The organism is Massilia brevitalea, from assembly GCF_030711405.1.
GTDB lineage: Bacteria > Pseudomonadota > Gammaproteobacteria > Burkholderiales > Burkholderiaceae_D > Telluria > Telluria brevitalea.
This window is the reverse complement of the sequence record NZ_JAULSI010000049.1, coordinates 1-14552: the sequence shown is the minus strand read 5'-3', so window position 1 is coordinate 14552 and position 14552 is coordinate 1. Positions and strand designations below refer to the sequence as shown.

Here is a 14552-nt window from a genome sequence, read left to right as displayed (position 1 = left end):
CAGCTAATCAACAGGCACTTTGGTCGGTACAGTAGCTGCCTATCAGGGGGCTCTGGTGCAAAGTGCAGCTGGGCTAGAATGATGGCCTTTGCCCAGCATGCATAGTTACCTGAGCAAGAGCGACCTTTTCAAGGGCCGGCACTTCGAGCAAGAGATCATCGTTTTGTGGGTGCGCTGGTACTTGCGCTACATGCTCTCGTACCGGGACACGGCCGAGATGATGGCCGAGCGAGGCCTGTCGATCTCTCATACGACCATCCTTCGCTGGGTTCAGCGGTATGCATCGGAGTTCGACAAATGTTGGAGCCGCTTCGCGACGCCGGCAGGCACCTCTTGGCGAGTGGATGAGACCTACATAAGGATCCGCGGCAATTGGGCTTATCTCTATCGCGCTGTTGATACTTTAGGTAAGACCATCGACTTCCGGCTCAGCCCGCGGCGCAATGTGGCCTCAGCAAAGGCATTCTTTCGCCAAGCCGTACGTTCGCAGCGTCGGTCGCCCGATACCATTACGCTCGACGGTTACGCTGCCTCCCACCGGGCCGTCGGCGAACTTCAAGGACAGGGACGGCTTCCTCGCTTGACAAAGCTTCGCTCGTCGAAATATCTAAACAATCTTATAGAGCAAGACCATCGCAACGTAAAGTCCAGGCTGGGAACCATGCTTGGCATGAAAAGCTTCGCTTCCACTGCCATCACAATCCGTGGAGTCGAGCTCATGCATCGGATTCGCAAAGGACAGTTTGATTTACGTACTCTGGCGACTCAGGGGCAAACTACGTCTAAAATCTGGGCAGCTGTCCTGGCAGCGTGAAGTTCACTAACACATGAGCGGCTTCGTGCGTCCCTCATCCGTAGTTTGCACCAGAGCCCCATTTGGCACCCTGGACGGCAGCAGAAGAGACTTGCGGTGGAACGATGCTCAAGCAGCTCAAGCAGCTCGAGCAGCTAGATGAGGATTTGGCCAAGGTCAGGTTTGCGTACTCGGTCTTCGAGGTGTTGAAGACCAAGTGGAAGAAGGGCGAGACGGTACGCCAAGCGCTCGAGCGGATCATCGTCGAGGCGCTGTAAGTCTTAGATTTTGTCGATGCTGCGTTTCATAAGGATTCCTGTAAGGGGCATTCTGACCGAGCAGTTTTGCTAGGTCAGGCCTTGGCGCGTTCTTCGCGGAAAGCCCTGATCGCGAAAGTGAAGGGTTCTAAGAAGAGGGCTGAGTCCTTGCGGGCCACTTCTTTGAAGTGAATCCACAAGCTAGTGCCCGGCTCATAGCGAGGAAACGTAATCACCGTATTCCAAGTGAAGAAGCCTTTGATTGGCGCGATCGCCAGACGTCCAATGCGGGTCAGTCGAGAAGTTAGGGACATTTTTCCTCCAATGCACGTGACTATTCTGCCACCAAAACTGCATCGAGTCTTGAAGAATACTACTAGCCGAGCATTGACCAATCTTGAAAAGCTTAACTTTCCAGTGCCATAGGGCCAGCGATGATAATACGAGTTATCACTGAAGGACTTTGCAACGGTTCTGTCGCGTTAGCGGCTAGCTGCCCGAATGAGGTAGACTGCGGCGCCCCAACAGTTGCCGACCTGCCATGCTCAGCTTTAAAGGAATGCGCTTTCCCACCGATGTCATTCTGGTTTGCATCCGCTGGTACGCAGCTTATCCGCTGAGCTACCGGCACATCGAAGAAATGATGCGAGAACGTGGCGTGTCGGTTGACCATTCCACAATCAACCGCTGGGCCATCCACTTCCTGCCTGTGATCGAAAAGCTGTCACGCAAGCACAAACGCCCGGTGGGCACGAGCTGGCGAATGGACGAGACGTACATCAAGGTCAAGGGCGCCTGGAAGTATTGAATCGCCCCGGCTTTCGTGGAGGCCGGTTAGTGTGAGTCAGGCCGGGATTGCCTGACTGCTCAACTGCTTGTAATAGTTTGCCTCAGCTTCTGCCGGCGGTATATAGCCGAGCGGTTCCAGCAGACGGTGGTGGTTAAACCAGGAAACCCATTCCAGCGTGGCCAGTTCGACGGCCTCACGCGTCTTCCAGGGAGCGCGGCGGTGGATCAATTCAGCTTTGTAGAGTCCGTTGATGGTCTCGGCCAGGGCGTTATCGTAGCTGTCGCCCTTGCTGCCCACAGACGGTTCGATGCCGGCCTCTGCCAGGCGTTCGCTGTATTTGATCGACACATATTGCGAACCTCTATCACTATGATGGACCAGCTCGTTTCGTTCGGGATGACGCGCGTACAGCGCCTGCTCCAGCGCATCGAGCACGAAGTCGGTCCGCATCGAACTGCTGACGCGCCAGCCGACGATACGCCGAGCGAAGACGTCGATGACGAAGGCGACGTAGACGAAACCCTGCCAGGTCGAGACGTAGGTGAAATCGCTGACCCAAAGCTGGTTTGGCCGCTGCGCCTTGAATTGGCGATTGACCCGGTCGAGCGGGCACGGCGCCTGTGCATCGGGAACCGTCGTGCGCACGACCTTGCCGCGCATGACGCCACGCAGGCCAGCCTTGCGCATCAAGCGCTCGACCGTGCATCGGGCCACCTCGGTTCCTTCACGCTTCAATTGGCGCCAGACCTTGTCAGCCCCATAGACTTGCAGGTTTGCTTGCCAAACCCGCTCGATGTCGACGCTCAGCACATCGTCGCGCTGAACTCGAGCACAACGCAGCTCAGGATTACGCTGCTGCGCGGCGTAACGCCAGTAGCCCGACGGCGCGACCTGCATCACCCGGCAGATCGGCTCGACACCGTAAGCATGGCGGTACTGGTCGATGAACTTCCTCACGGCTTGAAGCGGCGGTCGAGCTCCGCCTGGGCGAAAAATGCACTCGCCAGACGCAGGATCTCGTTTGCCTTGCGCAGCTCGCGCACTTCTCGCTCAAGGGCCTTGATGCGCTCTTCTTCGGCAGTGGTTGGACCTGGACGCTGGCCCGTATCACGCTCCTGCTGGCGTACCCAGCGGCGCAGCGTTTCAGGCGTGCAGCCGATCTTGGCCGCAATCGACGTGATGGCGGCCCACTGCGACTCGTACTCACTGGCAGCCTCGCTGACCATGCGCACAGCGCGCTCGATGACTTCGGGGGAATACTTGGGTTGCTTCTTCATAGCTCCATTTTCTCAAAGAACGGAGCCTCTACAAAATCCGGGGCGATTCATTACCTTGGCCATATCTTAATCCTTCTTTTTTAGGTTACTTGTGAGTGAATCCACAAGCGATTCTACTATGCGTATGCCAATCAAACGTGTTCACGACCATTTCGAACGACGATGAAGCGCTACCGTTATGCGCTAGCGCTAGGTTTTTTAGACACGAGCGGTTGCTTGACCATTAATGACTGCAGTCCTATTACTTTTCCGAGGACCGCAGCCTTTATGCCGTGCTATGCTGAAAAAAGAGTCTGCACACGATTCCCTCTGAATTTGTCTTTAATCAATCCTATTCAGAGTTTTACTTGGCCCAAGCCACTTCGCTCCAGCCGGGGCAGATCCGTCACCTACTCCGCGTCACAGCAGCGACCAGCAGGCATCCGCAGCGAGACACCCTTGTCCTACTGCTGGGCCTAACGGCCGGCATGCGTGTAACCGAAATCGCACAGATCGAAGTGCACGACGTGATGTTTCCGTCAGGTGCGCTCCGCGAAGAAATCAGCCTGCGGGCCACGATCACCAAAGGATGCCGGCAGCGCTGCATCTACCTGAGTCACGCCAAAGCCATTGACGCACTCGATCAATACATAGCGTACCGTGTTGAAAGGCAGCTTCGCACTACCGACGAACCAAGTCGCTATCGAGGCCTCGAGCCAACGAGCAAGCTGATCCTGACGCACAAGGGTTACAAATTTCATCTCAACACAAAGCGCCGGGTGAACTGGGCCGGTGAGCCAGTCGGTTACCTAGCGTGCGACAGCTTGCAATCACACGTCACCAAGCTGTATAGGGACGCCGGCATACGCGGTGGGGCTTCGCACAGCGGCAGACGAACGATGGCGTCTAGGCTAGTCCAGCAAGGAGCTGCCGTGGAAACCGTCCAGCTGCTGCTCGGGCACACTGCGCTGGACCACGTGCGCCCATACCTTCAAGTGTCTCAGCAGCGACTGGAGCAGATGTTCGCAGAGGTCTTGTGAAAGCTTCAACATACCGTGCGCTCTTCACTTTCGGTTGTAGCGAAATCTGAAAAATCGTCAACTTCTCGTGGACCCGAACGGCCCTTAGCTATAAAATTTCCTTATTGAAACACGCTGCGGGCTACGCTCGGGAAATCTCCCAGCAGTACCTACGCCGCGCTCGACGCGGCTGTGGCATTGAGTGGCTAGGCAAGGTGCCGGTCGACGAAGAAAATCACAGGTAGAAATATGATCGCTGCAAGCAAAATCGTTGGGACTGTCGACAATCCAGATCAAGTCGAGCGCAGGGTCTCTGTCCCTGGACCAGTAATGATTTTAGGTGGCGCGGCGATAGGCACTTATATTGGCTTGAACATCGGTGGCGGGATGGGTGCTGCAGTCGGTGCTCTTGTAGGCGCCTTCGTCGGCGCTCTGGCAGCAGGAATGATTAAGGATTTTGAGGCTATCGTACATCCTAACGGTAAAGTTGAAGTCAGGTACAAAGTTCGGGGCTTTCGAACTTAAAAACTCGGAAAAAGATATGTCGAAGATTACCCAACGGGAGATGCGGCAAGGGATCGTTGTGGACGGCGGCATTAGGGAGACGCTGATTAATTCTGAAGTGCAATCCTCGCGCCATTAAAAATCAATAGGTTACGCGCGCTTGATGGCCGAAAAATCGAATTAATCAGTGCTTCCTTAGAGACGTCAGTTCAGTCACCTCCTGGTATCGCGCAGGCCATTTCAAATCGGAGGAAGCCGCACAAGGTGCATTCGAGTTGGCCTATCAGCAGGGCATGGACGGCATGGGCGAAAGTATCGCAGCCTGGATGGGAATGAACGAAGCCGAATTTGACGCATGGATGCGGCGCAAGGCTCTTCCATCGAAAAAGTAAGTCAGCAAGGAAAAGTTTACGAATGAAACGCTATGTCATACCACTCCTGATCCTCTCAGTCTTAGGGGTATGTGCAGGAGTCTTGCTCGAGCAGCTATATGGTGGTGTCGGACCCAGTCAGGGGCTGATGTTCCAACGCTCGGGTGCCATCATCATCATGCTAGGGACCGCTTACGGCATCCTTGACGCAGCTGCATTTGCGAAGGTGGGCGACTACCACACGCCCAGCGAGATAGAGAAGATCAACGCCGCCATGCGTGAAGGCAATCTCACCTTAATGGTCAACTACAAACTGGACATGCTCAGATTCGCACAAGACGCTAGGGGGAACTTGTTGAAATACGCAGCTTGGGTACTTGTGCTCGGAACTGCTATCTCGGGTTTCGGAGACCTTGCATACCGTGCCATTCTTAATTAAGCGGAAAAACCGTAAAGACCATCGCCTGGACCTTTCTCATCCTATCGATCTTCGTGTCTATAGTCAGCGGTTTTGTTTATATGAGGACCCGCCACACTCGGATTCATGGCTTCTCCGGCGCCGGTGCGAATTTTGCCCTGGCAGCTACTTTGGCGTTCATCATGTCAGCTGGGCCGGCGTTCTTGTTTGAATTACTGCGGTAAAAACGGAAAACCCATGAAAAATTTGGACCAAGAAATCGTTGAGCTGATCCAGAGCGAGATTAAACATTCGATGTACTACGTCGACTTTGCAGACGACGTCCCGAACGGGCTATAGAAGGATGGAGCCGGGAAGCTGCACTACGTTTCTGAAATGGGCTTGGATCATCTTAAGGCGTCCATCCGTATGGTTGAGCGCGATATCAAGCGGCTTGAGCAGTCGCACCTGCCTGAAGAGGTAATCGACGTGCTGGCCCCTAAAGCTGCAAGCGTATTGGGCCAGCTGAAGACCGAATTCAATAAAAAGACGCAACTCTAGAGCTGCCAGGGAAAAACGTGATGGTTACGCTGAGACGAAAACGGAGCCAGACTGGCGCCGATCGTTATCAGGTTTGGCCCGACGATCATCCAGCCTACCTTCCAGAGCCCCCATGGCGGCCGTCCGATGAGTTCTGTCGTGCAATACGAGGAGCTATGGTCACGGCGTTCTTACTCCTGGGCGGTGAAGACGAGGTTCAGTTCACGCAGGAGGAATGGGACGCGTATTTTGAAACCGCAAAGGGACTTGCCGCAGCCGACCCGAAGAACTATCCGGAATGGAGCTCCCACTAAACTCCTAGGAAAAGGATGAGAAACCATACTATTATCACAGCGCTGCTATTGATGGCCACCCTAGCGGGATGCAACCGTTCACCTGGGGCTCTTGAAGGAACCTGGAAGGCTGACGGCCTCGTGCCGATGACGATCACGTTCCGCCCTGGAGAAACCGAAACAATGGGAGTGATCGAAAAGGTCGACTACGCCACGAACGGAAACGTAGTCAAGGTGACCTACAAGGATGGGATGATGAAAGGCTCGGCTATCGCGTTCACAATCGTGAACCAAAACACAGCGAGCAATCCTATGTACACCCTGCGCCGCATTCGATAAGGGAAAACAGACATGTACTTAAAGTTGATCACGACTGTCGCATTATTTGTAGCAATCTTAGGCCACACGAGCTACCCACTTGCAGCAGGGGCAAAGGCGGGAATGACCGCGTTGTCGAGGAAGGTAGAGGCTATCGGCATGGGTTGGACAAGGACAGCGGTCATCAACACCTTAGGTCCGCCCTCGAGCGTTATCACGCCAGGCAAACTGAAGTCTAACGATATCGATCGGGGGCCGGAGATCGAATACGTTCTCACTTGGGATAATCCTGGCTGCTCACGGATCGAAATGTTTTTCAATGCCCAGAACCAGCTGACCGGGTCCGATGCAGGTCGCATGTGTGCTTACCCTATGAAGCCGCTTGCAGCTAGCTATTCGTGTTCGAAGCCGTCGAACGTTAAATACTGCCGCTAACGCGGGATCGAGCCACATCGAGGAAAAACATGGCGGACAATGCTGAGGACAGCACACAGAGGCTACAGATAGAGCTGGAGGACTTAGCCGCAGCGTTTGGATACACGGCAACGCAGTTTAAAAATGAGCTGGCGCTGTGGGGGTGGACTTTCATCATGGATGAAGCCACGCGCTTATCCCACGTAGATCGGTGGAACCGGAACAGTTCCCTCCCTGAGAAAGAGCGTATGCGAGAAGCCTTTGTCACATGGGAGAACCTACGTGACGCAACACAGCAGTTCATCCCGTCGAAGATCGACAACCCCATCCCAGTGAACCGGCATGAGGGATGGCTCTATGTACTGCATGACGGGAACGCAGAGCTTTGCAAGATCGGTTGTACGGCTTCCGGTGCCGGCAAACGCCAACGCTCACTGATTGGAGCTCATGGTGTTCCACTACGAAACGTTCTGAACGCCAAGGTCAGCGACCGGTTTACCGCTGAGAAATTATGCCATGCACATTTTCAGGACCGCCGACGCAACGGGGAATGGTTTGCGGTTCGGCCTGACGAAGTCGTAGCTTTCATAAGAGGCCGTGTCAGTTGGATCGAGATCGAAGAAGCACGGTGACCTTAAGCTCGGTTCTTATAGAACGGAAAACTGCCGTGAACGATGGATTGCCACCTGAGTATGCGCGTGGAGACCTGGTGAGCTATACCGGCGTCATGGGGGTCGTGGAGCGTCGCCGACACGATGGACGCACTGTGCCAGCAAATTGCGTTGTTCATTCAACGTGAGATCGCTCGATAACTGAGCACCGTATTTGAAAGCGTACAAATTGATTGAAGCGACACTCGCACATGACTTGGCGACCAGCATGTCGTATTACGACGCGTTGGGGCGACCTAGATCAGCTAAGCTCACAAAAGACGCGGGATCAAAGGTCAGGATAATATCGACTGACACAGCCATACCCGGCTACCATTCTGCTGTGGTCGAATTCGATGACGGCAAGCGCGTCGAGATTCGTTTGACCAAGCTTGCTAACGCACGCTACATCAAAAGTGGGCGCAAAAAAGATCGAACGAACTACAAAGAGCTAAATGCGGCAGAAAAGATCGAGCGGAAAATGGTACACGATATTAACGGCGTAAAAAATGTTTAGTCCAGCGTATTACTTTAGCGATCAACTAAGCTGCACTAACTGAACGGAAAAGACATGGGAGCAGCATACGTATTGGAGCTCGACGGCGCAGCTGACAAATCAAGATTATGTTTGTCAAACCTAGATTAGGTTAGTCAAATTGTAGATTATGTTAGTCAAACGCTTGGAGAGCTTAACGACCTCCCCATCCTGAGCACTGAAACACCTGACCGATGGCCCCCCATCGTTATCTGCGGGGATAATGATGGGCGCTGCGTCGCTTTCAACGCATGTCCAAACAAAGCCAGCAAGGTTGGTCAGCTTTTCGCGAGGGAAGTTCCTGCCCCCTTCCGGCGAGGAAAAACACCGCGACGTTACAAACCCCAGCTTGGCCAATCTTTGGGTACCAACGCCGGCGGATCCATCCACGGTTCTTCGACGAGCGCTTCCTGGAACCAGTCCTCAGCGAAATTGGCATGTTCCGTCACGATGAGCTGAAAGCCGGGTACGAGTACCCTGGTGTAGTTCAACAGCGTCTCGAAGAGTCGCTTTGCTGCAGCTAGGTCGACATCAACGGATCGCACTCGTTTGGCATCGCCCGCGACCGACTCATAGGCAGTCTGTGACGGAAAATATACCTGCGTCGGCTGGTCCAGCATGAGGAACCGAGGAATCGGCACGTTGTTCTGCCAGGCGTAGTGGTGCAGCGCAAGCAGAGCGGAGATGTGATACGCCAGCCAGTTCGCGCCGCCACCGGTACGAATCATGGGAACGGGGTTGCCGGGCCGCTGAACCATCAGCGTCAGATTGCGCATGTCCAGTCTGAACGGAAACTCCGAGAAGTAAGCTTTGAAGTCGCGTATAAGCGCACTCATCGTCGCCGAGATGTGCGTAATAACTGACTCCATCCGTGCGTCCGCGTCGTCGTCAGAACCGTTCTGTTGTGTGAGTTGATCCAGCTTCGCCTGCAGTCGTTCGACCTTGAGCTTGAGAGTGCTGATTGTGTTGCTGGGCGTTAGGCCTTCCAGATAGAAGCTGACGCGTCCTTGGATCTTGGCCGCCTGAGTGTTAGCGTCTTCTTGAGCGGCAGCCTTCTCTTCAGCGAGCACAGCAGCGTTGAGTTCGACCTCGACCTCGTAAATCTCTCCCTTAAGACGACTAGCCTTGTCGGTAAGTTCGGCCAAATGCTCATCTAGACGGGGACGCGCCCCACCAACTTTCTCAAGATCCTTGTCCAAGTTTGATAATTCCGTCAGCAAGGCTTGGGCGATTCCGTCCATGTGCGAGTCGGCTTCGCTCAGGAAAGGCCACTGCCAAGCGCCCTGAGAGGAACGCGGCAAGGCATAGATTGATTCCAGGCGTGAACGTTGCTCTTGCACTTCGGTCTGAAAGTCTGACGCTCCCTTGACGTACCGCTGCACGGCTGCGATTTGATCTTGAACTTGCCGTCGTTCTGCGCGCAGTCCCGAACGACGGGCCTGCAATTTGGCCATCTCGCTGTCGGCTAGAAGCGGAGTCTGGCTTGGTCGCCAGGTCAACACTTCCCGAAGTAAGGCAACCAGTTCGCTCTCAGCACCATTTTCGTTCCGCGCATTATTGCCAACGGAGTTGCTGAACGGGATGCCAGCTGCCCGTGCCTCGGCCATCAGCCCAAGGCCTCGGGTATCTAGAGCGTCTTCCGTCTCCTGAGCTACGCGTAGCTCCCTCTGTGCAATCTTCAAATCGCGTTGCGTTGCGCGTCGGTTAGCCTCCGCTTCCATGTCGCCCACATTAGAGATACGGAACAACACGGCGAAAGTATCGCGAATGGCCTGGGGAAGATGTTCTTCTGCCTGCCGGTAGAACAAAAGCTCTTTACTAGCAACTAGTCCCTGCTTTTGGAACAAGTAGAAAGTGGTGTGTTTTACATTGACTGAGTAGCCCGTGCGACTGCTTCGCTCCGGCACTGATGTCTTGGTTTCCGGAATACCCAGAAGGGACGATAGAACCTCGTGGACAAGCTCGTCGCCCCCGTTGTGTTTTAGTGCTTCAAAGTTGGGTGTTCGAATCTCTCTGCCGCGCAAGACCATGGCCAGCGAGCACTGGACCTTCCCTGGTTTGGGGTTAGGCTTGGCGACGAACACCTGTTCATGCGGAAATTGGAACGTCACCGCGAACCACGACACCCTCTCACGGATAAATCCCTCTGCGATCTTGCAATCGCTCTCGCCCATGCAGTATTCAACGATGTCCGATAGCGATGATTTACCTGTCGAAGCCAAGCCCGTAATGATATTTAATCCCTCAGGGTTCAAAGGAAGGTCGCGCCTACGGCCATCGTGGCTGTAGATGTGGATTGATGCAATTTTCATGGTCTGATCGATAGGCTGGTGTAGATCGTGACGCGGTCATTGATCTGGGCGAAGTCTCGCCCCAGTACCGTCGCTGCATTGCGACACATCTCGGCGTCGTCGGTGCTAAGTGCTTGAGAGGAGACTCTCCTAGGGATGAGGTGGATGCCCCCGTCGTCAGAAACCGTTATACAGCCTTTGCTGGCGAGTAAAGCGAAGGCTTCAGTAGTGTACTGAACGAGCGACCTAGCCCGTTCAGCAAAGTCGACTAGCAGGTCGGGCTGAAGCGCAACGATCCGCAATACCGAAACCCTCTTACTGCCGAGAATTTGGTCGCGTGTTGACTGATGCAGACACAGCGGCAGCACGAGGAGCGTCAGCGAGTAAGGCATCGGTTTTACGGCGACTCGCTCATACTCACGAATTGCTGCGGCAAGGATCAGTGCGCAGAACGCTGGGTTGAAGAGGTTTCGCTCTTCAAATGGGCGTGTGGACCAATCAATCATGCAGGCACCTCCAAGGTAACCTTCAGGCTCTCGAGATACTTAGGATGCCAATGAACTCGTGGATTAGGTCTCTCATCTGCCAAGATGTGGAAGCTCCCACGGCGTATGAAGTCCTCGGTGACTTGCTTACGAATCTGAAGGCCTTTCGAGTGGTTTTCTGCCCACTCATACAGCCGCCTACCGGCTTCTTGAAGCTGCTCTTCGTTGTCCGCTTCATTGATCTTGATCCATGCCTTGGCACGCTTCCACTCCTCAAGGAGACGGCGTTCAAACTTCTGCATCTCTCCTCCGACGAGCACATTCACCCTAGCCCAATGCGCACGCTGGGAAAACGCCCGGTAGAAGTCGAGAATGGCCAACTCGAGACTATCGGCCGGCATGCCGATAGCACGCAACTGCTGGACGAACTGGCGCGGATCCGTCAACGGGTCGATGTGCTCAGGCGGGTACTCATCATCAAAGGTAATGGGTAAGCGTTCATCGTAGTACTCGCTGTTGATGCTGGCGAACTTCGCCCACACCTCTGCACCTGTAATAGGATCTCGGTCGCCCTGAATAACCTCAATGGCTTGGTTCAGCCACCAGCCCTCTAAACGCTCCCGTACATCCACGCGAAACTTTCGGGCGACGGACCGCATGAGAGGCTCGAAATCTGAGTCCAGCTCCTTGATGCGCAAAGAGCTGTCAGCAATCACGATGCGTTCAAAGAAGTCGCGTTGCTCAATAGTAGACAACGTGGCGAGCGTAGCATTTACCTGAGCACTGAGATCAGCCTTAGAACCCTCGAGCTCAGCCATCAACTGCGCAGCAAAGTCTGTCGGCTTTGGTATAGAGCCTTCTTGGAAGTACTTAAGCATCGAGCCTGGACCGACGCGTGCGGTCGTCGCCATGCAATACGAATGCTCGCAAGCGAGTTTGCCGTCTCTAATGTAGCGATCGAGCCAGATTCGGACCGACTTCCAGAAGTCGGTCGATAGCGTTCCGACAGTTTCGCCGACCTGCTTGTGTTTCAGCGAGATAAGCGTCTTTCGGCCTTCGATGTCTCGAAGCTCGACATCGTCGTCTGCCTCGATAAGGAGCGATTGACCCTCGTCCTGCTTCATCAGATACGCGAGCGCGAAGCGAATCTGGTAGACGTAACCAAGCCCCTGCTCGCCAGCAGCGTATTTGTCAGTTTTCGTTGCCACGTGTCCTCCCTGTTTTTACCTAGGACCAGACCTAGAGTCATCAAAAGGCGGTCAGCTTATGCATTTCTTGCGGAACTGGGTAGGTGAATGTTACACGCTCAAGAAGACAAATAGTGCGGGATTGCAATAATAATTCTGTTAATGCCATACTCGGGAGGCAGCAACCGCCAAAAGCGGACATAACGCAAAAACGCAGGTTCTGGCGAGCAGACTATGAAAATCTACGGAGAGAATGGATGCTTCCGCCGACAAAGTGACGTTGGCATTACGGTTGTGGTGTAATGAGATAAGTTCCGACGACGCTTCTTACCTATGCCCATATTTGTCGCGATTAAAATCCATTACGACCCTCGAGATTCGCTAGCGCCCGAGCTGAAATACTCAGTGTTGCCTACTCGTCCCCAGTACGATGAGGTCCACGATCTATATCGCGACAAGCGCATCGGCGGCAACGGCTTCCACGAGTGCATCAATTATGCCGTAGGGCGATCAGAGACCGTGCAGTTTTATCTGCCGCCCACAAGCATCCCAGCGGAAAAATATGAGAACGACGAGTTCGTGTTTTTTTCATTTACATACAAGGGAGGCGGAGATATGGCCGCGCGATTGGTCGGCGTTCACGCTGGGGCGCGGTTGGTCGACAGAAATGGTCGGGCTCGCGGCGCAGGTTACGAGATCCCAGGAGTGGAACCCCTGATCTATCACGCCGAAGCGCCAGGGGACTTGGTGACTCTTATCAATCCGCCGCTACCGTACGACATTCGTGACGGGGTGTTCACGCCCGTGCTTACGAAATGGGGTTACGGACGCCGCTACATTTACAACAGCCATGCCACCAATATCGTGCGCGCGGCGATCGCACAGGCCGTTGACTCGCTAGCCAGTGCAAGCCTTTCACAGCAGCCAATTCTGAAGCAGCAGCTCGACGTTCTGCGACGGATCAGCGACCGTTACGGCTTGGGTGCCGAGGACGACGCGTCCACACCCACGACACACGACAAGCTCCCGGCCGGTCACTTGCCGGATGTGGAGATCGGCTATCGGGGTGAACGCTTCGTATATGAACGCGAACTAGCACACGTGACTTCGTTTGGATCCAAGCCCAGCGAGGTCCAGTGGATCTCCCAGCTTGCACCTACCTCGCCATTCGACATTCGTACTCTGCGACAGACACCTCAAGGTGTGCGAGAGCATTTTCTCGAAGTGAAGTCGAGCACAGTTGCGGAAGGCGATAATGTATATATCTCGTCGCAGCAGATAGCGTTCTTCGAGCAGCACCAAAGTTGCGCGACGTTCGCGCTCGTTAATTTTGGCTCGGATCACACTCCGTCACTACGCGAACTTTCGCTAAGTCAACTGCGCTCCGAATTCGATTTACAGCCGGTCAAGTACAAGCTTGCGCCCCGACCGATGTCGAAGGGGTAACTCATGCGCATGCATCCCACGCTCCGCCGTCTGGAACATGTGCGCCGGCCAAATGCTGACACCGAGTTCGAAACGATGTGCGCGGACGTCTGCAGCGAGTTGTACAGAAGTCCCAGCGCGGTGTGTAACGGTACCAGCGGGTACTTGCAGAACGGCCGCGATATCCTGCTGTATGACTGGTCGATGACAGAAGCGGATGCCGCTATACGGATCTGGGTCCAATGCAAGCATACAGCTGTCAACAAGATCAACCACGAGCGGGTATTGAAGGACATCCGCGATGCAGCCGCATTGGCGGGAAGCGATCAGTACTACCAGGACGCGAAGCTGTTCATCGTAGTGACGAGTGGATCCAACGACGCCGCGCTACGCGCGAAAATCGATGAGATGGCTGCCGATCCCGGTGAGGCAATCCCGTTCCGGGTCGACCTGCGGTGCTGGGATTGGGTGTGCGCACAGGTCTGTAACCACACATCTCTTTGGCAGCGCTACAACAGCGTCCAAGACATGAACCTCGAGGCTGGTCAGCGGATACAGGCCGAGTTGCTCTCTGGGGAACTGGAGAATGCAATACGAGATCGAAGGTTTTCCGACGCTCGTAAGGCGGTGCACCGCTGGCAACAGCCAGAGCTCTCGGCGCAGTACGAAACATCCGGGCTGCTGCCGCATGATGCGTGGCGGGCTTGCTATCAGCTGCGCGAGCAGCTGTTGACGCTGTACCGGTTAGCTGGCGACGCGCGGGCTGCGGCGGATCTGCTGCAATACGAAACCGATCTTCCTGAGCAGTCCGGTGCCGATAGCCTATTGGCCTATCTCCACGCGTGCCGCGTCGCTGACGAAATTAAACGGAACCCGAGCGGCTACCAAACGGTAATCCGATATGGTGCTTTCAGTAGTCGGATCACGTTTCTTTTTGAGCGGATATCGAATGCGAAAGGAACACCCGACGCACTCGGCTGCCTAGCTGTCAAGACCCGCCTGGTTATAGACGCGCTTTCTGAACAAT

The 14552-nt window shown here is 54.7% G+C and carries 16 protein-coding genes, 1 pseudogene and 1 other annotated feature; of the genes and pseudogenes, 12 read left to right on the top strand and 5 right to left on the bottom strand.

What is annotated here, in order from left to right; genetic code table 11:
- The first annotated feature begins 109 nt into the window (after positions 1–109).
- Positions 110–814, top strand: coding sequence for an IS6 family transposase (locus QWL29_RS22980; protein WP_305825190.1), 705 nt, complete (start codon positions 110–112; stop codon positions 812–814).
- A 104-nt stretch (positions 815–918) separates the two neighbouring features.
- Positions 919–1071, top strand: a complete 153-nt coding sequence (locus QWL29_RS22975) for a hypothetical protein (protein WP_305825177.1) — start codon at positions 919–921, stop codon at positions 1069–1071.
- A gap of 74 nt (positions 1072–1145) precedes the next feature.
- Here QWL29_RS22975 and QWL29_RS22970 read toward each other — a convergent pair whose 3' ends face one another.
- A complete protein-coding gene (locus QWL29_RS22970) occupies positions 1146–1364 on the bottom strand; it encodes a hypothetical protein (RefSeq protein WP_305825176.1) in 219 nt (72 codons plus the stop codon).
- Between the two features lie 227 nt (positions 1365–1591).
- On the opposite strand from QWL29_RS22970, the pseudogene QWL29_RS22965 reads away from it, so the two are divergent.
- Positions 1592–1855: pseudogene (locus tag QWL29_RS22965) on the top strand (IS6 family transposase); the annotation flags it as partial.
- 39 nt (positions 1856–1894) lie between these two features.
- On the opposite strand, the gene QWL29_RS22960 reads toward QWL29_RS22965, so the two are convergent.
- Positions 1895–3117 (bottom strand): IS3 family transposase gene (locus QWL29_RS22960; protein WP_305825175.1). Its coding sequence is split into 2 segments (ribosomal slippage): positions 1895–2829 and positions 2829–3117, totalling 1224 coding nucleotides; the frame shifts between segments, so codons are not numbered across the junction.
- Positions 2723–2839: a sequence feature (AL1L pseudoknot), on the bottom strand. (Overlaps the previous gene by 117 nt.)
- Before the next feature lie 347 nt (positions 3118–3464).
- Here QWL29_RS22960 and QWL29_RS22955 point away from each other — a divergent pair.
- The 7 genes from QWL29_RS22955 to QWL29_RS22925 all read left to right on the top strand — a co-directional run bounded on the left by QWL29_RS22955 (position 3465) and on the right by QWL29_RS22925 (position 8119).
- Positions 3465–4136: a tyrosine-type recombinase/integrase gene (locus QWL29_RS22955; RefSeq protein ID WP_305825174.1), complete on the top strand. Its 672-nt coding sequence runs from the start codon at positions 3465–3467 to the stop codon at positions 4134–4136.
- A 228-nt stretch (positions 4137–4364) separates the two neighbouring features.
- The gene (locus tag QWL29_RS22950; protein ID WP_305825173.1) at positions 4365–4640 is read left to right on the top strand and encodes a hypothetical protein; all 276 of its coding nucleotides are present in this window, start codon (positions 4365–4367) and stop codon (positions 4638–4640) included.
- Positions 4641–5033: 393 nt separating this feature from the next.
- A complete protein-coding gene (locus QWL29_RS22945) occupies positions 5034–5429 on the top strand; it encodes a hypothetical protein (protein WP_305825172.1) in 396 nt (131 codons plus the stop codon).
- A gap of 360 nt (positions 5430–5789) precedes the next feature.
- Positions 5790–5948 carry a hypothetical protein gene (locus QWL29_RS22940; protein WP_305825171.1) on the top strand — a complete coding sequence of 53 codons (159 nt, stop codon included), beginning with the start codon at positions 5790–5792 and terminating at the stop codon, positions 5946–5948.
- A gap of 308 nt (positions 5949–6256) precedes the next feature.
- A complete protein-coding gene (locus QWL29_RS22935) occupies positions 6257–6559 on the top strand; it encodes a hypothetical protein (protein WP_305825170.1) in 303 nt (100 codons plus the stop codon).
- A gap of 443 nt (positions 6560–7002) precedes the next feature.
- Positions 7003–7584 (top strand): GIY-YIG nuclease family protein, encoded by a 582-nt coding sequence (locus QWL29_RS22930; RefSeq protein ID WP_305825169.1) that lies wholly within the window; start codon positions 7003–7005, stop codon positions 7582–7584.
- Between the two features lie 247 nt (positions 7585–7831).
- Positions 7832–8119, top strand: coding sequence for a hypothetical protein (locus QWL29_RS22925; protein ID WP_305825168.1), 288 nt, complete (start codon positions 7832–7834; stop codon positions 8117–8119).
- 353 nt (positions 8120–8472) lie between these two features.
- Here QWL29_RS22925 and QWL29_RS22920 read toward each other — a convergent pair whose 3' ends face one another.
- From QWL29_RS22920 to QWL29_RS26850, 3 genes are read right to left on the bottom strand one after another with little or no spacing between them, the layout of a single operon-like run.
- Positions 8473–10449: a DUF3732 domain-containing protein gene (locus tag QWL29_RS22920; RefSeq protein ID WP_305825167.1), complete on the bottom strand. Its 1977-nt coding sequence runs from the start codon at positions 10447–10449 to the stop codon at positions 8473–8475.
- Entirely contained in the window at positions 10446–10934 is a 489-nt protein-coding gene (locus QWL29_RS22915) for a three component ABC system middle component (RefSeq protein WP_305825166.1), read from the bottom strand. Before QWL29_RS22915 ends, QWL29_RS22920 begins: the two co-directional genes overlap by 4 nt.
- On the bottom strand, positions 10931–12121 hold the full coding sequence (locus tag QWL29_RS26850; protein ID WP_305825165.1) for an ABC-three component system protein: 1191 nt from the start codon (positions 12119–12121) through the stop codon (positions 10931–10933). Before QWL29_RS26850 ends, QWL29_RS22915 begins: the two co-directional genes overlap by 4 nt.
- Before the next feature lie 312 nt (positions 12122–12433).
- Between QWL29_RS26850 and QWL29_RS22905 the strand changes: the two genes are divergently transcribed.
- Together QWL29_RS22905 and QWL29_RS22900 are read left to right on the top strand one after the other, a co-directional pair.
- Positions 12434–13546, top strand: coding sequence for a DUF3883 domain-containing protein (locus QWL29_RS22905; RefSeq protein WP_305825164.1), 1113 nt, complete (start codon positions 12434–12436; stop codon positions 13544–13546).
- Positions 13547–13549: 3 nt separating this feature from the next.
- Positions 13550–14552, top strand: a 1003-nt coding sequence (locus QWL29_RS22900; protein WP_305825163.1) for a hypothetical protein, incomplete at its 3' end; no start/stop codon positions are given.

Excerpts from the sequence above, each read along its gene's own strand:
- QWL29_RS22975 (WP_305825177.1), top strand. The coding sequence starts at position 919 with ATGCTCAAGCAGCTCAAGCAGCTCGAGCAGCTAGATGAGGATTTGGCC.
- QWL29_RS22970 (WP_305825176.1), bottom strand. The coding sequence starts at position 1,364 with ATGTCCCTAACTTCTCGACTGACCCGCATTGGACGTCTGGCGATCGCG.
- QWL29_RS22950 (WP_305825173.1), top strand. The coding sequence starts at position 4,365 with ATGATCGCTGCAAGCAAAATCGTTGGGACTGTCGACAATCCAGATCAA.
- QWL29_RS22945 (WP_305825172.1), top strand. The coding sequence starts at position 5,034 with ATGAAACGCTATGTCATACCACTCCTGATCCTCTCAGTCTTAGGGGTA.
- QWL29_RS22935 (WP_305825170.1), top strand. The coding sequence starts at position 6,257 with ATGAGAAACCATACTATTATCACAGCGCTGCTATTGATGGCCACCCTA.
- QWL29_RS22930 (WP_305825169.1), top strand. The coding sequence starts at position 7,003 with ATGGCGGACAATGCTGAGGACAGCACACAGAGGCTACAGATAGAGCTG.
- QWL29_RS22925 (WP_305825168.1), top strand. The coding sequence starts at position 7,832 with ATGTCGTATTACGACGCGTTGGGGCGACCTAGATCAGCTAAGCTCACA.
- QWL29_RS22920 (WP_305825167.1), bottom strand. The coding sequence starts at position 10,449 with ATGAAAATTGCATCAATCCACATCTACAGCCACGATGGCCGTAGGCGC.
- QWL29_RS22915 (WP_305825166.1), bottom strand. The coding sequence starts at position 10,934 with ATGATTGATTGGTCCACACGCCCATTTGAAGAGCGAAACCTCTTCAAC.
- QWL29_RS22905 (WP_305825164.1), top strand. The coding sequence starts at position 12,434 with ATGCCCATATTTGTCGCGATTAAAATCCATTACGACCCTCGAGATTCG.